14 protein-coding genes and 1 pseudogene are annotated in these 20782 nt (G+C 61.1%); 4 read left to right on the top strand and 11 right to left on the bottom strand.

Annotation, left to right across the window (positions count from 1 at the left end; all coding sequences use genetic code 11):
• Positions 1-2: 2 nt before the first annotated feature.
• The 6 genes from PSH84_RS18235 to PSH84_RS18210 form a co-directional block, all read right to left on the bottom strand.
• Positions 3-1802 (bottom strand): DUF2341 domain-containing protein, encoded by a 1800-nt coding sequence (locus PSH84_RS18235; protein ID WP_122564647.1) that lies wholly within the window; start codon positions 1800-1802, stop codon positions 3-5.
• Positions 1803-1819: 17 nt separating this feature from the next.
• Positions 1820-3382 (bottom strand): ShlB/FhaC/HecB family hemolysin secretion/activation protein, encoded by a 1563-nt coding sequence (locus tag PSH84_RS18230; protein ID WP_439800567.1) that lies wholly within the window; start codon positions 3380-3382, stop codon positions 1820-1822.
• Positions 3383-3450: 68 nt separating this feature from the next.
• Positions 3451-4053, bottom strand: coding sequence for a transposase (locus PSH84_RS29055; RefSeq protein ID WP_436278771.1), 603 nt, complete (start codon positions 4051-4053; stop codon positions 3451-3453).
• A gap of 1098 nt (positions 4054-5151) precedes the next feature.
• Complete coding sequence (locus PSH84_RS18220) at positions 5152-5949, bottom strand: transglutaminase family protein (RefSeq protein WP_122564650.1); 798 nt, start codon at positions 5947-5949, stop codon at positions 5152-5154.
• Positions 5946-6896, bottom strand: a complete 951-nt coding sequence (locus PSH84_RS18215) for an alpha-E domain-containing protein (protein WP_003201699.1) — start codon at positions 6894-6896, stop codon at positions 5946-5948. Before PSH84_RS18215 ends, PSH84_RS18220 begins: the two co-directional genes overlap by 4 nt.
• 3 nt (positions 6897-6899) lie before the next feature.
• A complete protein-coding gene (locus PSH84_RS18210) occupies positions 6900-8309 on the bottom strand; it encodes a circularly permuted type 2 ATP-grasp protein (protein ID WP_122564651.1) in 1410 nt (469 codons plus the stop codon).
• A 553-nt stretch (positions 8310-8862) separates the two neighbouring features.
• On the opposite strand from PSH84_RS18210, the pseudogene PSH84_RS18205 reads away from it, so the two are divergent.
• Positions 8863-9195, top strand: a pseudogene (locus tag PSH84_RS18205) (LLM class flavin-dependent oxidoreductase); the annotation flags it as partial.
• A gap of 228 nt (positions 9196-9423) precedes the next feature.
• Here PSH84_RS18205 and PSH84_RS18200 read toward each other — a convergent pair.
• The 3 genes from PSH84_RS18200 to PSH84_RS18190 form a co-directional block, all read right to left on the bottom strand.
• The gene (locus PSH84_RS18200; RefSeq protein ID WP_305470924.1) at positions 9424-11475 is read right to left on the bottom strand and encodes a TonB-dependent siderophore receptor; all 2052 of its coding nucleotides are present in this window, start codon (positions 11473-11475) and stop codon (positions 9424-9426) included.
• Positions 11476-11714: 239 nt separating this feature from the next.
• The gene (locus PSH84_RS18195) at positions 11715-13484 is read right to left on the bottom strand and encodes a sodium:solute symporter family protein (RefSeq protein WP_122564653.1); all 1770 of its coding nucleotides are present in this window, start codon (positions 13482-13484) and stop codon (positions 11715-11717) included.
• 11 nt (positions 13485-13495) lie between these two features.
• Positions 13496-13762 (bottom strand): DUF4212 domain-containing protein, encoded by a 267-nt coding sequence (locus tag PSH84_RS18190; RefSeq protein WP_122564654.1) that lies wholly within the window; start codon positions 13760-13762, stop codon positions 13496-13498.
• Between the two features lie 248 nt (positions 13763-14010).
• On the opposite strand from PSH84_RS18190, the gene PSH84_RS18185 reads away from it, so the two are divergent.
• Positions 14011-15807, top strand: a complete 1797-nt coding sequence (locus tag PSH84_RS18185) for a methyl-accepting chemotaxis protein (RefSeq protein ID WP_122564655.1) — start codon at positions 14011-14013, stop codon at positions 15805-15807.
• A 354-nt stretch (positions 15808-16161) separates the two neighbouring features.
• On the opposite strand, the gene PSH84_RS18175 is transcribed toward PSH84_RS18185, so the two are convergent.
• Together PSH84_RS18175 and PSH84_RS18170 are read right to left on the bottom strand one after the other, a co-directional pair.
• Positions 16162-16359 (bottom strand): YbdD/YjiX family protein, encoded by a 198-nt coding sequence (locus PSH84_RS18175; protein ID WP_122566089.1) that lies wholly within the window; start codon positions 16357-16359, stop codon positions 16162-16164.
• A gap of 15 nt (positions 16360-16374) precedes the next feature.
• Complete coding sequence (locus PSH84_RS18170) at positions 16375-18435, bottom strand: carbon starvation CstA family protein (protein ID WP_305470919.1); 2061 nt, start codon at positions 18433-18435, stop codon at positions 16375-16377.
• Between the two features lie 314 nt (positions 18436-18749).
• Between PSH84_RS18170 and PSH84_RS18165 the strand changes: the two genes are divergently transcribed.
• Complete coding sequence (locus PSH84_RS18165; RefSeq protein WP_305470917.1) at positions 18750-20111, top strand: cache domain-containing protein; 1362 nt, start codon at positions 18750-18752, stop codon at positions 20109-20111.
• Between the two features lie 31 nt (positions 20112-20142).
• Entirely contained in the window at positions 20143-20775 is a 633-nt protein-coding gene (locus PSH84_RS18160; RefSeq protein ID WP_305470915.1) for a response regulator, read from the top strand.
• Positions 20776-20782 lie beyond the last annotated feature (7 nt).

Below are 20782 nucleotides of genomic sequence, written 5' to 3'. Positions count from 1 at the left end.
CCTCAGGCCGGTACGGACGATGGGGCGTGATGATTACGGCGATGCGCCGCTTCACCGGACTGGCCTTCACCGTGCATCTCCGCCAGGCGAGTGATGAACTCGTCAACGAAGACCCGCATGTCGGCGCTGACTTCCTTGTTGCGGGTGATCAGGCGGTTGTAGCCAAACAACGCCGGGATCGCGACGAACAAGCCCATGGCGGTGGCGAGCAAGGCCGCGGCCATGCCCGGGGCGATGGCGTTGATGTTCACGTCACCGGCCATGGCCGTGCCGAGGAACACCACCATGATCCCCAGCACGGTGCCGAGCAGGCCGATGTATGGACCTCCGGCGATGGCGTTGGACAGGGTCGAGAGCTTCGAACTCAGCGCTTGGTTCTCGCGGGTGCGCACGCCGTCCATGGAACAGCGGATCGCTTCGATGGTGGCCGCTGACACCGACGAGGTGTCAGCACCCTGCTCGCGACGGGTGCGGATTTCCTTGACGGCCACCAGGTACAAGCGCCACAGCGACGAATGTTGCAGACGCTGGGCCAGGTCCTGGTCGTCGGCGAACATTTCCAGGCGCGTGCCGATCCTGGCGAACTGCTCGCGAAAGGCTTCGTTGGCGGCGCTGAGGCGGCTGACCATGCGGTTCTTGCGGATCATGATGATCCACGACTGGAACATCATCAGCACCAGCACCCCGATGATCACCCAAGCGTCGAGCGGCACGGCGTTGAGCAGAAAGCCCAGGCTGCCGAAACCAAAGCCCGACTGCTCTTCATCGACACCGTAGGCCACCAGTTTCGTTTCGGCGCCCTGGGCATTGGCGTCGGCCAACAGCAACGGCGCCGGGCGGGCGACCTTGGACAGGCGCGCTTCGTCCATGGCGCCACTGAAGGGCGCGAAGGCACCGGCGGCAACGTCAGCGCCCAAGGCTATCGGCGCATTGAACGCCGGCATCGCCACGGCGAGGCTCGCGGTTTCACGTCCGTTGACGTACAGCACGACCCGGTCGCCCGAGGCGGTCAGCGCCAGGTGCTGCCACTGGCCAGGGTTCAGCGGCTGGGTCGAGACCGCGCGCTGCTCATTGATCGCTACGAACGGCACACCCTGGTTGACCCCAACCAACAAGCTGGTGGCGGCTTCGCGACGGGCCAGGATGAGTTGCTCGCCGCTGGACTGGTCCTGGCGCAGCCAGGTGCTGAAGGTGAACGCCGCGCCGGCACTGTGTTGCAACGACGGACTGGCCGGCAGCAACAGCGGCTGGCCGTTGAACTGCACGGCCCGCCCGATCACGCCGTCGATGCTCACGCCGGCCGCGCCTTGGGCATTGTTGCCGTAGGCCGTGGTGTCCTTGGGCGGCACGCCGGTGGCGCCGTCGAAGTGGTACAGCGCGGTGTAGTCCGGGTCGAAGGTCAACTGGCCGCTGCTCGTGGCCGGCGCCTTCTGGTTGCCGTAATACATCCACAGGTCCTGACGTTGGCCGCCCTCAACGTTGGGCACGTCGACCCAGATCAGCGCCATGCCCATCAACGGGTCGAAGCTTTCGATCTGGTGATTGAGCACGGTCTTGTCGTCGGCGCTGACGAAACGCAAGTCCGAGCCGTCGTCCTTGACGCCGTCGAAGGTGAAGTTGCCGGTGTGCAGGCGCACCAGCAATGCGGTGCGGCCCAAGGCCTGGGCGATGGCGGCGCCCTGGGGCGTGGTGTCCACCGAAATCTGTTTGCGATAGTGCCAGTCGTCCTGCCACCAGGCGTTGGCGGTCGCCGGAAGCACCAGCCCCAGGCAGATAAACAGGGATAACAATAAGCGTTGCATGGACATGACTCCTGGGTTCAAAACGTCGCTTGCAGGTTGAAGTGCAGGCGCGATTCCTGTTTCGAGGTGTTCGGCCCTTCGAGCAGCGGATAGCCCCAATCGAGGCTGCCGGACAGCCACTTGCTCAAGCTCGCACGGGTGCCGAGGCCGACGCTGGCGAGGCTGTAGTCGGCATCCTGGTCGGGCAGTTCGTCACGCAAATACAGCTGCGCACCTTCGGCGAAGGCATAGAAACGCCACTCCTGGACATAGCTGCCGAGGAACTTGGCCAGGGACGGGGTGCGCAACTCCTGGGACAGCAGGTAGCCGTCATCGCCGGTGCGCTCGGCGGCCAGATAGCCGCGCACCGAGGTGGCGCCACCGGCGGAGAATTGCTCGTTGGAGACCAGCGGCCCGGAGGCCAGTTGGAAGGCCGCCTTGGAAGCGGTCTGCCAGTCATTGCCGAAGGTAAAGGTGTAATTGCCGTCGCCCTTGAGCACCGCGAAACTGGGGCTGGCGCGATAGCGCTTGTAGTCGAACTCGTCGTCGGAGCTGCCATAACCCAGCAGGCTCCGGGTGCCCGCCACCAGGCTCAGGCCGAGGCCCAACTGGCTGTGTTCGGTGTAGCGAAAGCCGTTGTAGGCGAAGGTGAACGGCGCGTACTTGAGCGGTGCCTTGTCGCTGGCGCCGCCCAGGTTCAGCTCTTCCTCGAAGTCCTTGAAATCCACCCCGACCGAAAAGCTGTTGGCCCATGCTCCCGTGGACGGCAGGCTGTAGATCGCCGACACCCCGTAGGAATGCCCTTTGCCCAATACGTTGCTGCCACCGACGGTGGCGACGTTGCTGTCGGATTGGTACCCCGAGAACTGCACACTCCAGCGTTCGCTCAGCGGCGCGGTATAGGAACCCGACCAGACCTTGGCGTTTTCGGTGTCCTGGGGCGCAGTGAAGAAAGTCAGCGAAACGCTGTGGCCCAGTTGCCAGAGGTTGTTGTAGCCCAGGCTGGCGACCGTGCGCAGCTTTTCGGTGTCGGCACTGTAGTCGTTGTTCAGCCCCAGGCTGGCTTGCCAGGGATTCTGGTCTTCGACTTGCAAATCCACGTCCATGGTCCCGGGGCGCTGGCCTTCGCGCACCAGCGGCATGACTTGACGTCCCGGGGTCTTGTTCAACAGCGCCAGCTCTGCCTGGACCCGGGCGAAATCCGGTACTTCGCCTTCCTTCAGCGCTGGTACATCATCGCGGATTTCAACGGGCGAATAGTGCTTGGCCCCTACCACCCGCACCCGACCGATCTTGGTCTCGCTGACTTGCAGGTAGACGATGCCGTCTTCGACTTTCTGCTCCGGCAGTTCGACGAACACCGATTGATAACCACGGGTCTGATAGGCTTTTTGCAGGGCTTCCCGGGCGCCTTCGATGTCGCTCAAGGCCTTTTGCGGACCGAGGAACGGGTACACCGCTTCCTCGATGGCCCGGGCATCGAGCACGGTGTTGCCACGCACGAAATACTCGTTCACGTCCACCAGGCGCGCCGGCGCCGCTTCGGCCTCCTGCCCTCCTTCGGCGGCAAAGGCCGACGGCCCCCCGACCGCCAGCAACAGCCAGCCCCACAGCGCCGGCCGCGATTTGAAGAAATGCTCCACATCACCCCCTGAATTCAAAGTACGGCTCAATTGCTGATGGTCGATGTTGTGGCGTGCCGGGCCAGCCAGGTGTGCAGCAGCGCGAAGTTCAAGGAGAACTCCGGCATTTGCAGCAAGGCGCCACAGAACACTTCACCGATGATTTTCTGGATGAGCCGCACCGCCCGTGCATCGCCCAGCAGCGTGGCGAGGTCTCTGCTCAGGACGTTGAAACTCCAGACCTTCTGGTTCAGGTCCAGGCCGACAAACCAGCGGAACAGCAGGTTGTAATTGAGTTGTTCGTAGAGTTGCTGCTCGCTGGGCACCGAATAGAGCAGTTGCAGCAAGAGGATGTGCATGGCGGTTTGCGGCGCGATCAGCATCTGGGCACCGGCGTTGAGGCCTTGCAGCACATCGCGATGGTCATCCAGCAGGTCGTCGATCTGCGGACGTAGCAAGACCAGTGAATGGCCTTGCGGAATGTAGCTGGACACTTCCTTGAGCGCGCCCTGCCAGTCATCCTGGGAAACAATCCAGACCCACGGCGCACCGTAGCGATACACCGAGACCGGCTGTTTGCGCGCCGCCTCGACGATCTTCGACAGCCGCTGGTCAAGCTCCTGCATGCCCACTTTCGAATAACGTTCCATAGTCCCCATCGCCTCACTCCCGGCTTCGCGCCCCGGCTCCAAACGACCTGAAAGGTCCCCTCGAACACGTCACACAGGCATGACGGGAATGGCGATGTGCTACCGAACTTTTGTCATGAAAGCTTCATTTTTGAGGTTGTAGAGGCGTGAGGGTTTTGTGGGAGCGAGCTTGCTCGCGATGGCGGTGGGTCAGGTTGCGGCGATGTTGGCCGGGCGACCGCCATCGCGAGCAAGCTCGGCTCCCACAAGGGTTCTCGGGTGGTTACAAGATTTGTGTCTACCACCCATTCCAGTGTGGGAGCGAGCTTGCTCGCGATGGCGATGGGTCAGTTGGCGGGGATGCTGGATGGACTGCCGTCTTCGCGAGCAAGCCCGCTCCCACAAGGGTTCTCGGGTGGATACAAGATTTGTGTCCACCACCCATTCCGGTGTGGGAGCGAGCTTGCTCGCGATGGCGGGGGGTCAGGTTGCGGCGATGTTGGCCGGGCGACCGTCATCGCGAGCAAGCTCGGCTCCCACAGGGGTTCTCGGGTGGATACAAGATTTGTGTCCACCACCCATTCCGGTGTGGGAGCGAGCTTGCTCGCGATGGCGGTGGGTCAGGTTGCGGCGATGTTGGCCGGGCGACCGTCATCGCGAGCAAGCTCGGCTCCCACAGGGGTTCTCGGGTGGTTACAAGATTTGTGTCCACCACCCATTCCGGTGTGGGAGCGAGCTTGCTCGCGATGGCGATGGGTCAGTTGGCGGGGATGTTGGATGGACTGCCGTCTTCGCGAGCAAGCCCGCTCCCACAGGGGTTCTCGGGTGGTTACAAGATTTGTGTCCACCACCCATTCCGGTGTGGGAGCGAGCTTGCTCGCGATGGCGGTGGGTCAGCTTGCGGCGATGTTGGCCGGGCGACCGCCATCGCGAGCAAGCCCGCTCCCACAAGGGTTCTCGGGTGGTTACAAGATTTGTGTCTACCACCCATTCCAGTGTGGGAGCGAGCTTGCTCGCGATGGCGGTGGGTCAGGTTGCATTAATGCTGAAGGGGCCGGCCTCATCGCGAGCAAGCTCGCTCCCACAGGGGATCGGGTGTTGGCGATGAGGCCTGTGCTGTTATTGGTGCTGCACTTGCACCATCGAGCTCACCTGCACCCGCGCCTGCATCTGTTCCGCCCCGCCACCCCGGCGCATGCCCCGGACCGGGCAGGCGTCGAGGTAGTCCAGGCCGATCGCCAGTTTCAGGTGGCGGTCAGGGCGGGTCAGGCGGTTGGTCACGTCGAAGCTGTACCAGCCGTCGTCCAGCCAGGCTTCCGCCCAGGCGTGGCTCGCCAGGTGGCTTTCGTCTTCGGTGCACAGGTATCCGGAGACGTAGCGGGCCGGGATCCCCAGGCTACGCGCGCAGGCCAGGAACGCATGGGTGTGGTCCTGGCACACCCCGCTCCCCCCGGCAAACGCCTCGGCGGCGGTGCTGCTGACAGCCGTCGTGCCCGGGCTGTAGGGCATGCGGGCGGCCAGACCATTCATCAAGTCGGTCAGCGCCGCTCGATCACGCCGGGCTCCGCATTGCTCCACGGCGAAGGCACTGAGCACGTCATCCGCCTGGGTCAGACGGCTGGTACGCAGGAACGGCAACGGCGATTGGCTGTCCCCCTCCATCTCCACCGTCTGATCGATCTCCACCTGACCATAAGCCGTCAGCACCAAGGCGCCGTGGGGTTCGTCCATGGTCATCACGTGCAGGATGTTGCCATAAGGGTCGACCTGGCTACGCACCAACCGCGGCAGCTCCAGGTGCCATTCCAGGATGCGCTGGCGCTGAGTGTCCCGGGGCGTCAGGCGCAGAAACTGGATGCTGGTGCAGACTTCATCGGCGTAGCTGTAAGTAGTGTCGTGGCGTATGGACAGTTTCATACGACCTCCAGGTAAGACTCATGGACGGTCTGGCCCAAGTGGCGGATCTGACCAATCAGATCAGTCAGCCATTGGTGCAAGCCCGACGCCAGGATCTCGTCGATTCCGGAATAGCGCAGGCGCGCGTTCAGCTCGGCGGCCAGGCGTTGCGCCGGCCGGCCATTGTTGCCCGGCAAGCTGGCGAGGATATGGTCCAGTTCCTCGATGCAGGCATGCAGCGAACGCGGAACGTCGGCCCGCAGCAACAACATCTCGGACACCTGCTCGGCATTGGGCGCGTTGCGGTAGATCTCGTTGAACGCCTCGAACGAAGACAGCGCGCGCAGCAAGGCGCTCCACTGGTAATAGCCGCGGGCCGAATTGTCGCTGACCTCCTCCGACTCCTCGCCGAACATCTCGTAGCGGGCGTCCAGCAGGCGCAGGGTGTTGTCCGCCCGCTCGATAAAGGTCCCCAGGCGAATGAAACAGTAGGCATCGTTGCGCATGATGGTGCCCGACGTCGCGCCACGGAACAGGTGCGAGCGCTCCTTGACCCACTCGCAGAAATGGCTGATGCCATAGCGCCCCAGACCGTTGCTGGCGATGTTGCGCATTTCCAGCCAGGTGGCGTTGATGTTTTCCCACATGTCGGCGGTGATGCGCCCGCGCACGGCATGGGCATTGGTCCGCGCGGCTCGCAGGCAGCTGTAGATACTGCCGGGGTTGGTTTCGTCCAGGGCAAAAAAATGCAGCATGCGCTCGGTGTTGAGCGCGTCATAACGAGCGTTGTAGTCGTCCAGCGTGCCGGCCGCCAGCAGTGACATCGCCAGCTCGGCGTGGCCATCGCTGCGCCCGGCCTGGGGCATCAGCGACAGCGAGTAGCTGACTTCGAGCATGCGCGCCAGGTTCTCGGCGCGCTCCAGGTAGCGGGACATCCAATAGAGGTCCGAAGCAGTTCTTGAAAGCATGTCTTAGTCCTCCACTACCCAAGTGTCTTTAGTGCCGCCGCCCTGGGACGAATTCACCACCAGCGATCCTTCGCGCAGCGCCACGCGGGTCAGCCCGCCGGGCACCAGGCGGGTTTCCTTGCCTGACAGCACGAACGGACGCAGGTCGATGTGGCGCGGTGCGATGCCGCTCTCGACAAACGTCGGGCACGTGGACAGGCTCAAGGTTGGCTGGGCGATGTAGGCTTCGGGACGGGCCTTGAGGCGTGTACGGAAGTCTTCGATTTCCGCCGCAGTGGCCGCAGGGCCGACCAACATGCCGTAGCCGCCGGAGCCTTGGGTTTCCTTGACCACCAGATCGGGCAGGTTGGCCAGCACATGGGACAAGTCCTGGGGTTTGCGGCACTGCCAGGTGGGCACGTTCTTCAGGATCGGCTCTTCGGTGAGGTAGAAGCGGATCATCTCGTCGACGTAGGGGTAGATCGACTTGTCATCGGCCACGCCCGTGCCGACCGCGTTCGCCAGCACCACGTTGCCTGCACGATAAACAGCGATCAGCCCGGGCACGCCCAGCATCGAATCGGGGTTGAACGACAGCGGGTCGAGGTAGGCATCGTCAAGGCGACGATAAATCACGTCCACCTGCCGGGGGCCGGCGGTGGTGCGCATGTACACGTGGTCATCGCGCACGAACAGATCGGCCCCCTCCACCAGCTCCACGCCCATTTCACGGGCCAGGAACGCGTGTTCGAAATAGGCACTGTTGAAGCGTCCCGGGGTCAGCACCACGGCGGTGGGGTTTTCCAGGGGACTGGAGCTTTTGAGGGTATCGAGCAACAGGTTCGGGTAGTGATCGATGGGGGCCACGCGCTGGGCGGCGAAGAGCTCGGGGAACAGGCGCATCATCATCTTGCGGTCTTCGAGCATGTAGCTCACACCGCTGGGGGTGCGCAGGTTGTCTTCCAGCACGTAGTAGCTGCCGTCACCGTCGCGCACCAGGTCGACACCGGCGATATGGGCGTAGATGCCCCGGTGCAGGTTCAGGCCCTGCATCGCAATCTGGTAACCCTCGTTGGCGAGCACCTGTTCGGCAGGAATGATCCCTTCCTTGAGGATGTGCTGCCCATGGTAGATGTCGGCCAGGAACATGTTCAGGGCCTGGACCCGCTGGATGCAGCCACGTTCGACCATTTGCCATTCACTGGCCTTGATGCTGCGCGGGATGATGTCGAACGGAATCAACCGTTCAGTGCCCTGCTCGTCCCCATAGAGGGTGAAGGTGATACCGGCGCGATGGAACAGCAGGTCGGCTTCGCGGCGTCGTTGTTCGAGCAGTTCAAGCGGTGTGTCCGCCAGCCAGCGCGAGAAGGCTTGGTAATGCGGGCGGCAGTCACCCTGGGCGTCATACATTTCATTAAAAAAAGCGTGGGGCATAGCCAACTCCCAGCCGTGTCGTACACGGCATTTCTTATTACGTCGTCATTCCACTCAGTGCGGCCTTGCCTTTTTATGAGCCCTGGTTCTCTTGAATACCTCTTCGGCATGGGTCTCTGATCAGGCCTTTGCGTCCGGATGACGTGCGCCCCCCTGTTTATCTACGTATCGAATACCTCTGGCTGGCTCTGTGGTTCTGGAGTCTTAGCAAGGGCTGTGCCTAAGTGCGGTGCATCGCACCAATGCTGGAAAAACCATCGCAGAACGACAGAAAAGCGAAATTTATTTTCGATTTTGCGACGAAAAACTGTTTGAAGGCTGAAACGTTTATTTCAGTTCCCGGCGTCAATGCCACAAACGGGTCGAATCGGTGCACGCAGGCGGGATGCCGGCGTCGAATGCCCTGAAAAGGGGAAATTTATACCCACCGCTCAAACGCCGGGATTAACCCAACGATAGCTGACACACCGGACTTCGGGGTGATGAATATTCGTGGCGAGGGAGCTTGCTCCCGCTGGGCTGCGAAGCAGCCCTATCACACGTCTATGGAGTGGATGACCTCGAAGGCTGGAAGGTCGGCGCCCAGGCGATCTCGAAGTTCTATCGCACCTTCGATGCCTGGTTCGGCAACAAGCAAGTGCCGGTCAACGGCTTCCTGGCGCCAAGCCCGGAAGAAAAGTTCGCCGAGCGCCCGGAATTCCAGCTGGAAAACATCCGCAAGAACACCATGATCGGCACCCCGCAGCAGGTCGTCGAGCGGATCAAGTATTACCAGGAACTGAGGATGGATGAATTCAGCTTCTGGTGTGACAACAGCCTGCCCCATGCCGAGAAGAAAAAATCCCTGGAGCTGTTCATCCAGCAGGTAGTGCCGGCGTTTCGGTGATCCGCAGCTCTTGAAGTCTGATAGCGGGAGCGCCTGTTCTGGTCAGTCAATTGAACCGCCATCGCGAGCAAGCTCGCTCCCACAGGGGATTCATGGCGAACACAAACTGGATGAGCACCCGCAGCCAATGTGGGAGCGAGCTTGCTCGCGATGGCGACCGAAATGTGAAGGTGATCCCACAAAAAATGCCCGGACTTCAAAGTCCGGGCATTTTGTTTTCTGAATGGATCAGAACGTTACGCTGGCACTCAGGCGAGCGGTACGTGGTTCACCGACATTGACTTGCACCTCGCTGCCAGTGGAAGACGGGTAGTACTGCTTGTCGAACAGGTTGTCGACATTCAGCTGCAACGACGTCTTGTGCCCGAACACCGGCGACTCCCAACGCAGGAAGGCGTCGGCGACGGTGTAGCTGCTCAGCCAGAAATCGTTGGCGTTGTTGGCGGCGCGTTCGCCGACATAACGCGCACCGGCACCGGCGTGCCAGGTACCGAATTCGGCAGGCACGTTCAGGTGGTGGGACAGGTACAGGCTGGCGGTGTGTTTGGGGGCGTCGGCCAGACGATGGCCTTCGTCGTCCGGATCGTCGAGGATTTCCGTGTGGGTATAGGCGTATGTGCCGATCAGGTCCCAGCGGTCGGCGAGGCGACCGGTGATGTCGAGTTCCAGGCCTTGGGAGCCGACTTTGCCGGCGGCTTCCGACAGCGTCACGCCATTGACCGTGGAGGACGTCACGACGTTTTTCTTGACGATGTCGAACAACGCGAGGTTGATGTTCAGGCCTGGTAGCGGATCGTACTTGGCGCCGATTTCATAGCTGCGACCCTCTTCCGGATCGAAGGTATTGCCGGCGTCATCCACGGTGTCATTGGGCTTGAACGACCGGCTGTAGTTGCCGTACAGCGACAGGGTATCGGTGGCTTTGTAGACCAAGCCGAGGAACGGTACGAAGGCGTCGCCGTTGTCATCGCGATTGACTTCGTAGTCCTTACCAAGCCCTTGGTCGCTGTATTGATCGTAGTGCTGATAACGACCGCCCAATACCAATATCCAGCGATCATCGAGATGCCAGTTGTCCTTCAAATAGACAGAACTGGAGTTCAACTGATTGCGTAGATCACTTTGAGTTGTACTGATCACACTGGGCTCAGCCAAACCGCCATAAACCGGCGACGTGATATCGAAACCAGCTTGAGCCTTTCCACGGTAAGTCTTGCCACGAAACTGATCGGAAACCTGATTATCGACGCCGATCAACAAGTCATGACGCTGGCCCAGCAACTCTTGCTTGCCCATGAAATCCCAACTGGCATAACGGGTTTCGTCGTCGTAGTGCGCGCCGTTGGCGGCTCGCTGAAAAACACCGGTTTTCGACAGGCTCGGCTGCGCGATCGAAAGACTGTACCGATCATTGTTCCACCCATAAGTCACGCGGGTCTTCCACGCCTCGCTCAACTCATACTCAAACCGCGCCGTCGCCGTTTCGCGAATACCGACGCTCTTGGCCCAAGGCTCATCAAGACGCTTGTCGTAGTCGATATCGGCCGGATGCCCATCGGTGAATATCGTTCCCCGATCAAACGGATTTGAATATTCGTTGTATTCATAACTCAGGTTCAACGAAGCCCGTTCCCCCGTCCACGCCAGGGACGGCGCCACCAGGGTGCTCTCATTGACGCCGTAGTTGCGCCAGTAATCCTCATGCTTACGCTCGGCAATCAGTCGATAGGCCAGGCCGGTGTCGCCCAGCGGCCCGGTGGTGTCCAAGGCCATGGTGCCGCCACCTTCGCTGTAGGCCGAGCCGCTCAACGTGGTGCTTTGAACATATTCCGGTTTCTTGCTGATGACGTTGATCAGGCCGCCGGGCTCCAGCGCGCCGTACAGCATCGAGGCCGGGCCCTTGAGCACTTCGACCCGTTCGGTGGTAGCGCTGAAGTTGTGCCCCAGGTTCGAACGCACGCCGTCGCGCAGGATCGAGCCGTCGTCGTTGGTACCGAACCCGCGCTTGACCAGCGAGTCCCGCGAGCCGCCCAAGGTGTTGCCCTGGCTGACGCCGCTGACGAACTTCATCGCGTCGTTCAGCGAGCGCACCTGGTAGTCGGCCAGGGTCTGCTGGGTCACCACGTTGATCGATTGCGCCTCTTCCTTGATCGGTACATCGCTCTTGCTCGCCGTGCTGGCTTGCGACGTCGTATAGCCCTCGTCCTGAGTGACACGACTGCCCTGCACGTTGGTGGTGGGCAGCTCCAGAGTGTCTTGTGCCCTCAAGGGGCTTGCCATGAAACAGCAGGACAGCGCAGGTAAAACACATTTGACGAGGGCATTGCGGTAGGTGAGAGGGGTGGAACGATTCAAGACGCGCACTCACAGAGGGATAGTAATGAGAGCGAATATACTTTGAGAATGATTCCCAGTAAATCTTTCTAACATCTCCCTGCTTGACTCTGCGCACAAAAAAGGGCGCCGGATGATAAGTCCGGCACCCTTGATGCTTCCCTCCCAGTCTCGGGCGGGTGCGGTCAGTGGTCGATGGCGGCACCGGCTCCTCTCGGTACGCGGATGTCTTCGACCAGGTGCTGGATGTGCTCCGGTGGCGGTGCGGTAAAACGTGACACCACCACAGCCGCCAGGAAGTTGAAGAGCATGCCCAACGTACCGATACCTTCAGGGGAAACCCCCAGCCACCAATGTTCAGCCGTGTTCATCGTCGGGTTGATGAACTTGAAGTAGACGATGTAAGTGAACGTGAAGGTCAGCCCGACGATCATCCCGGCGATCGCGCCTTCGCGGTTCATGCGTTTGGAGAAGATCCCCATGACAATGACCGGGAAGAACGAAGACGCCGCCAACCCGAAGGCGAACGCAACCACCTGGGCGACGAATGCGGGTGGATAGATGCCAAACAATCCGGCAATCAGCACCGCCACACCGGCGGCAATGCGTGCTGCGAGCAACTCCTGCTTTTCGTTGATCCTGGGCATGATGTTGCTTTTGAGCAGGTCATGGGAAATCGAGGTGGAGATCACCAGCAATAACCCCGCCGCCGTCGAAAGCGCCGCCGCCAGGCCACCGGCCGCGATCAACGCGATCACCCACCCCGGCAGGCCGGCGATCTCGGGGTTGGCCAGCACCATGATGTCGTTGTCGACATAGAGTTCATTGGGCACCGGCGAGAGCTGGTTCGTGAGCAATCGTTGCTCATGCGCCCCACGCTCACCGGTAAAACTCGGCGCTCCGACCAGGGCCGCACCCGGGCTGTATTGGATGATGCCGTCGTTGTTCTTGTCCGCCCACGCAATCAGCCCGGAGTTTTCCCAGGCCTTGAACCAGGCCGGCGCGGTGGCATAACTGACGTTAGGGATGGAGGTCAGCAGATTGGTCCGCGCGAACGCCGCCACGGCCGGCGCGGTGGTGTAGAGGATGGCGATGAACAACAATGCGTAGCCTGCCGACTTGCGTGCATCCCGAACGGTGGGGGTGGTAAAGAACCGCACGATCACGTGAGGCAGGCCCGCGGTGCCGACCATCAGCGCCATGGTGATGAAAAACACATCCATGGTCGACTTGGTGCCATTGGTATAGGCGGTGAAGCCCAATTCAGCGCCCAAACCGTTGAGCCGCTCGATCACGCTCTGCCCCGAGCCGGCGGCCTCGCTGATAAAGCCCAACTGCGGTATCGGGTTGCCGGTGATCATGATCGAGATGAAAATCGCCGGCACCATGTAGGCAAAGATCATCACGCAATACTGCGCCACTTGGGTGTAGGTGATGCCCTTCATGCCACCCAATACCGAATAAAAGAACACGATGGCCATGCCGATCATGACACCGACGTTGATATCCACTTCCAGGTAACGGGAAAAGACGATCCCGACGCCGCGCATCTGCCCTGCCACATAGGTAAAGGAGATGAAGATCACGCAGATCACCGCCACCACCCGCGCCGTCTGCGAGTAATAACGCGCCCCGACGAACTCGGGTACGGTGAACTTGCCGAATTTTCGCAGGTACGGCGCCAGGCACATTGCCAACAGCACGTAGCCACCGGTCCAGCCCATCAAGTAGACCGAACCATCGTAACCGGCAAAGGCAATGATCCCGGCCATGGAGATGAACGATGCCGCCGACATCCAGTCCGCACCGGTGGCCATGCCGTTGAGCACCGGATGCACGCCCTTGCTGGCGACGTAGTATTCGCTGGTGGAACCGGCACGCGTCCAGATTGCAATCGCGATGTACAACGCAAAGGAGGCGCCTACGACCAGATAGATCAGGGTTTTTGTGTCCATGTGCGCCGCCCTCAGTCTTCGTGAACATCATATTTGCGATCGAGCTGATTCATCTTCCAGACATAGAAGAAGATCTCGAGCACAAAGACGTAGATGGAACCCTGCTGGGCAAACCAGAACCCCAAGGGGGTACCGAAGAAACTGACGGTGTTGAGTGCATCAACCAACAAAATACCGAAGCCGAAGGACACCAGAAACCAGATGGCCAGCAATATCACCATCCAGCGTAGGTTTTCCTTCCAGTAGGCGCGCGCAGCCTGTTGCTTTTCAGTGGACATGGAGGTGCCCTCCCGTTTGTTTTTATTGTTTTGCACTTCAAACCGTAGCAGTCACTGGGCATGACGCTAGTACGACTTTCGTCTAATTCGCGCCATTAAGCATTGACATCCCTGCCTAATCGCCACAGGGAGCGCTAAACAGCATCTAGATGCCGGAGTGATATCAAATCGCCCTACCGTCCTAAAGCTTTGGCGCTCGCGGTCGAATGTATTCCATTAAGAGATTTTTTTTGCCCAGGAGCAGCGGCATGCAGACGTTAAAGGCCTTGTACGAGTCTATCGAAATGCAGTTTTTCGATACCCTCACCAAAAAGCTGTCGAGCCTTTTCCTGTTGGTGTTGGTCAGTGGCTTGCTCTATTGGGTAGCCCTCAGCGCCCGCGCCGAGATTTTGCTGCTGTTGCGCAACGCGCAGTTGGACGGCGCATTGCTGGGGCAGATCGAAGACCGGCTCGATAGCCTGACCCATGCCCTGCTCTTCGGCGCGGTCCTGACGCTGGGCATGATCAGCTTCATGGTCTGGTATTTCCGTCATCTCATCGTGCGCCCCGTCACCGCCATGACCAAGGCCCTGGAAGAGATCGCCAACGGCGAAGGCGATCTGTCCAAGGACCTGCCGCTGGTGACTCACGACGAGATCCGCACGCTGGCCGGCACCTGCAACCGATTCCTGGCCAAGCAGCGGGAGATCATCAGCAACGTCCAGGCGCTGACCGTGCACATCGCCGTCGAATCGGCCCGCTCGCTGAAAAACATCAGCGACTCCAGCGACAGCGCCACCCACCAGGCCCGCTTCGCCAAGGAAGTGATGGACCAGAGCAACACCGCCGTGGGCCGCATCGAAGAAGTCTCGCGCCAGACCCAGGGCATCTCCAGCACCACCGCCCAGAACCTGAGCATGGCTCGCGATTCCTACGCCGAGCTACTGGAAGTGACCGGCAACATCAGTGAGATTTCCAGCAGCCTCGGTGAATTTGCCACCCTGGTGAGCGCCCTGAACCAGCGTTCCTCGAGCATCAAGTCGATTGTCGGGTTGATCCAGCAGATCTCTGCCCAGACCAACCTGCTGGCACTCAATGCCGCCATCGAAGCCGCCCGGGCCGGCGAAAGCGGCCGTGGCTTCGCGGTGGTGGCCGATGAAGTGCGGACCCTGGCACAAAACGTCAGCCGGGCCACCGATGATATCTCGCGCAACATCGACGCCATGCTCGATGAAGTCAGTTCCACTCACGAACAGACCACGCAAATCAGCCACAGCGCCCGGGAAACCCAGAAAGTGGTGGAACGCGCCTCTGGCCATTTTGAAAGCATGATCGGCGATTTCGAATCCACCAACGGCAAGCTGGCGGACATCGCCACCCATATCCAGCAATTCGCCGACAGCAACACCGGGATCAATGATCGGGTCACCCAGATTCATGCCGACAGCCAGTTGATCGACCAGCGCATGCAGCATTCGGCAACGGCCACCCGCGACCTGTCCGGCGTGGCCGAAAAGGTCCAGGCGCTGCTCGGTCGCTTCGTACTCGGCCACGGCAAGCTGGATGCCGCCATCACCCGCGCCAGCGAGTGCCGCGACACCCTACAGGTTCGCCTGGAAGCACTGCAACGCGAAGGCCTGAACCTGTTCGATCAGAATTACCAACTGATTCCCGGCACCGATCCCAAGCAGTACATGGCCAGCTACACCGAACGCTTTGCCCAGGTCTGCCAGGAAGAATGCGACAAACTCACCCGCAGCACGCCGGGTGGCAAGGTTTCGTTCATTGTCGACAGCAAGGGCTATTGCCCGGTGAACAACAGCTGGGTCTCCAAGCCGCCGACCGGCGACCGGGCAGTGGATTTGCCGGTGTGCCGCAACAAGCGAATTTTCAACGACCCGATCGGCCTGCGCGCGGCGGGCAACGTCCAGCGCTTCCTGCTGCAGACCTACCTGCGCGATACCGGGGAAATCATGACCGAGATCGACGTCCCGTTCTTCTTTGACGGCCGTCATTGGGGCAATTTGCGGGTGGGCTTCGATGCGGCGGTGTTGTTGGCGGAGTGATCAACACCGCAATCAAGCCAGACAACTACCCCGTGGCGAGGGAGCTTGCTCCCTCGCCACAAGGGATTTGTGGTGTATGCAATTCTTGAGACCACCCCAAAAACAACTGTGGGAGCGAGCTTGCTCGCGATGGCGTCGGGTCAGTCGACATTATCATTAACTGACACTCCGCTATCGCGAGCAAGCTCGCTCCCACAAGGGTTCTGTGGCGTATGCAAATGCTGAAACCAACCCAAAACAACTGTGGGAGCGGGCTTGCTCGCGAAAGCGGTGTGTCAGCCACATTATCTGTTAACTGACCCGACGCCTTCGCGAGCAAGCCCGCTCCCACATGGGGTTTGGGTTTAGCTCAACTCAACAACACTTGGGCCCAGCCTTGCCGCCGTAACGGGCCTCCTGGCGTTCGCGAAAGAACGCCTCGTAGTCCATCATCGGCTTGTCCGGGTGTTTGGTTTGCATGTGCTCGACGTAGTTGTCGTAGTCGGGCATGCCGACCATCAGGCGGGCGGCCTGACCGAGGTATTTACCCAGGCGACTCAAGTCATTGAACATCGTTGCAATCCTCTATCAAGCGTCTGGCAGGGCCTGGAATGGCGCTTCTTTGTCCGTGCGTTCCTTGGTGCCCCAGGCGGCGATGCCGACCTTGAGCGCGTAGAACAGGATGCTGAAGACCACGAACAGGAACAACACCGTCAGCGTCGCGTTGGTGTAGGCGTTGAACACCACGTGCTGCATCTGCTCGATGCTCTTGGCCGGGGCCAGGATCTGGCCGGCAGCCAGGGCATCGTTGTATTTGCGCGCCAGGGCCAAAAAGCCGATCGCCGGGTTGGCGTCGAACAGCTTGATCAGGCCCGCCGTGGTGGTGCAGATCAGCAGCCAGGCCGCCGGCAGCAGCGTGACCCAGACGTAGCGCTGGCGCTTCATCTTGATCAGTACCACGGTGGCGAGCATCAGGGCGATACCGGCCAGCATCTGGTTGGAGATGCCGAACAGCGGCCACAAGGTGTTGATGCCGCCCAGCGGATCGATCACGCCCTGGTACAACAAGTAACCCCACAGCGCCACGCAGCCGGCGGTGGCGATCAGGTTGGCGGTCCAGGATTCGGTGCGCTTGAGCGCCGGCACGAACGAGCCGAGCAGATCCTGGAGCATGAACCGCCCGGCACGGGTACCGGCGTCCACGGCGGTGAGGATGAACAGCGCTTCGAACAGGATCGCGAAGTGGTACCAGAACGCCATGGTGTTCTCACCCGGCAGCACCGAGTGCAGGATCTGCGCGATACCCACCGCCAGGGTCGGCGCACCGCCGGCACGGGCCAGCACGGTGGTCTCGCCGATGTCCTTGGCCACCGCTTGCAGCGCTTCGGGGGTGATTGCAAAACCCCAGCTGCTGACGGTCTGCGCCACGGCCACCACGTCACCGCCGACGATCGCCGCCGGGCTGTTCATGGCGAAGTACACGCCCGGCTCGATCACCGATGCGGCAACCATCGCCATGATCGCCACGAAGGACTCCATCAGCATGCCGCCGTAACCGATGTAGCGGGCGTTGGTTTCGTTATCCAGCAGCTTGGGCGTGGTGCCCGAGGAAATCAGCGCATGGAAACCCGAGACCGCGCCGCAGGCAATGGTGATGAACAGGAACGGGAACAGCCCGCCCTTCCACACCGGCCCGGTGCCGTCGGTGAACTGGGTCAGCGCCGGCATTTTCAGCTCGGGCATGGTGACCAGGATGCCGATCGCCAGGGCGACGATGGTGCCGATTTTCAAGAACGTCGACAGGTAGTCCCGCGGCGCCAGGATCAGCCACACCGGCAGTACCGCCGCGACGAAACCGTAGCCGATCAGCATCCAGGTGATCTGGATCCCGGTGAAGGTGAAAGCCTTGGCCCAGACCGGGTCGGCCGCGATCTGCCCGCCCAGCCAGATCGAGCCCAGCAGCAACAGCACGCCGATGATCGAGATTTCACCGATGCGGCCCGGGCGGATGTAGCGCATGTAAATGCCCATGAACATCGCGATCGGGATGGTTGCCATCACCGTGAAGATCCCCCACGGGCTCTCGGCCAGGGCCTTGACCACGATCAGCGCCAGCACCGCGAGGATGATGATCATGATCAGGAAGCAGCCGAACAGCGCGATGGTGCCGGGGATGCGGCCCATTTCCTCGCGCACCATGTCGCCCAGGGAGCGACCGTTGCGGCGAGTGGACAGGAACAGGACCATGAAGTCCTGCACCGCACCGGCCAGCACCACGCCGGCGATCAGCCAGAGCGTGCCGGGCAAATAGCCCATCTGCGCCGCCAGCACCGGCCCGACCAGCGGCCCCGCGCCGGCAATGGCCGCGAAGTGGTGGCCGAAGAGAATGTGTTTGTTGGTCGGGACGTAGTCCAGGCCATCGTTGTTGAGCACGGCGGGGGTGGCCCGACGCGCATCGAGTTGCATCACGTTGTTGGCGATGAAGAGGCTGTAGTAGCGGTAGGCGACCAAGTAGATGGCCACGGCGGCGACGACGATCCAGAGGGCGTTGATGGGTTCGCCGCGGCGCAAGGCCACGACGCTCAACGCACAAGCTCCTAGAACAGCCACGGCAAACCAGGCGAGGTGTTTAACCAGACGGGTTGTCATTGCGTGTCTCCTGCCGATATCCAGAGGATTGCGGCGATTGTTTTTATAGTGTGCCCCGGCTATTCGGAGCCGGCCCAATATCCCTGCAATGGGTCAATAAATAAATCCGTAGTACTACGTAGAACCCCAATTCCCCCTGTGGGAGCAAGGCTTGCCCGCGATAGAGTCAATACGGTCTTTCATACACTGCGGCGCCTGCATCGCGAGCAAGCTTTGCTCCCACATGTCTTGCGCCACAGGTTTTATGCCTCATCCATGGGTTTGGCATATGATGCCGCCATTCGCCTACCCGCCGAGCCCGGACAGGAGTACAGATGCTGCTCAAACACAAAATCGTCGCCCTCGGGATTTTGCCGCTGGTCCTGGCCATCGCGGTCATCTGCGCCCTGGTGATCTCGCTCAACCGCCAGTTGGGCGACCAGCAGGCACAACTGATCGAAGACAGCATCCTGGCGAGCAAGCGCGCCGAGTTGAAGAACTATGTCGAGATGGCGCAGAGCCTGATCGCCCCGCTGTACGACAACGGCCAGGGCGACGCACGGGCGCAACAGCAGGTCTTGGAAGAGCTGCGCAAGCTCAGTTTCGGCATCAACGGTTACTTCTTCGTGTACGACCGCCAGGGCCGCAGCCTCATGCATGCCCGCCAGTCGGAACTGGTCGGGCAGTACCTCTGGGACATGAAGGACCCCCACGGCCTGCCGGTCATCCAGGCGCTGATCAAAAGCGCCGAGTCAGGCGAAGGGTTCCAGCGCTATGCCTGGAACAAGCCCTCCTCCGGCCAGGTGACCGACAAACTGGCCTATGTCGTGATGCTGGACAAATGGGGCTGGATGCTCGGCACCGGGATTTACCTGGAGGATGTCGAGCGCGCCACCCAGCAGGCCCGTGACGAAGTCGCCCATGGCATCCACACCACCATGCAAGCCATCGCCGCGATCGCGTTGGTGGCGGTCCTGCTGGTGTTTGCCGGCGGCATGACCCTCAACGTCAGCGAACATCGCCTGGCCGACAAAAAGCTGCAGCGCTTGAACCAACGCATCGTCAGCCTGCAGGAAGAAGAACGCTCACGGGTTTCGCGCGAGCTGCATGACGGCATCAGCCAACTGCTGGTGTCGATAAAATTCCAGTTCGAACTGGCCAGCCACGTGTTGGAGAATGGCCAGGAAAACGGCCTGGGCATCCTGAAGAACGCCACCGACCGGCTCGGCGAAGCCATCGGCGAGATCCGCAATATCTCCCACGACTTGCGCTCGTCCCTGCTCGACACCTTGGGCCTGCCCGCCGCCATCGGCCAACTCGCCACCGAATTCCAACAGCGCAGCGGGCTGGAAGTGTCCTACCGAAGCAACGAATTCGATTGCCGCCTCGAAAATGGCGCCCCTGTCTCGCTGTTTCGCATTGCCCAGGAAGCCCTGACCAATATCGAGCGCCATGCCGGGGCGAAAAGCGTCGGCATCACCCTGTTCGGCTCCAGCCAGTCCTTGCGCCTGACAGTGGTCGATGACGGCATGGGGTTCAACGTCCCGCAAGTGGAACGCGGCCATGCCGGCATCGGCCTGCGTAACATCCGCGAGCGGGTCGAGCATTTCGGCGGACGCCTGGAAGTGACGTCGGTGCCGGGCCGCAGCGAACTGGACATCCTGCTGCCCATGAATCTCTCGGTCACGGAAAGCTGATGCGCGCCCACGCCAACAGGAGCACTTATCAATGAACCTGCCTCCCGTGATTCGCGTCGCGCTGGTCGATGACCATTCCCTGGTCCGCGACGGCATCAGGGCCCTGCTCTCGGTAATGCCGCAACTGGACGTAGTGGGCGAAGCCGAGAACGGCGCGCAGGCGATCGAAATGGTCGGTCGCTGCCAACCGGACCTGCTGCTGATGGACATCGGCCTCAAGGACAAGAACGGGCTCGAGCTGACCCGACTGCTGGGCAAGCAATACCCCAGCCTCAAGATCCTGATCCTCAGCATGTACGACAATTATGAGTACGTGAGCGAGTCCGTGCGTTCCGGCGCCAGCGGTTACGTGCTCAAGAACGCGCCGTCGCGGGAAATCATCGCGGCCATCGAAGCCATCATCAGCGGCGGCACCTTCTACAGCGCCGAGATAGCCCAGCGGCTCGCCACCGACCCGCACACCGACAACGAGCTGACGCCACGGGAGAGCCAAGTCCTGGCGAAAATGGTCCAGGGCCTGAACAACAAGGAAATGGCCCGTGAACTGGACATCAGCGTACGCACCGTCGAAACCCATCGCCTGAGCATCCGCCGCAAGCTGAACATCGACAAGCCCGCGGCCCTGGTGAAATACGCGATCGACCACGGGATCATTTCCCGCTAGCCCCTTG

Source organism: Pseudomonas beijingensis (assembly GCF_030687295.1).
Lineage (GTDB): Bacteria > Pseudomonadota > Gammaproteobacteria > Pseudomonadales > Pseudomonadaceae > Aquipseudomonas > Aquipseudomonas beijingensis.
The sequence above is the reverse complement of the archived record's forward strand: the minus strand, read 5'-3'. Positions and strand labels throughout refer to the sequence as shown.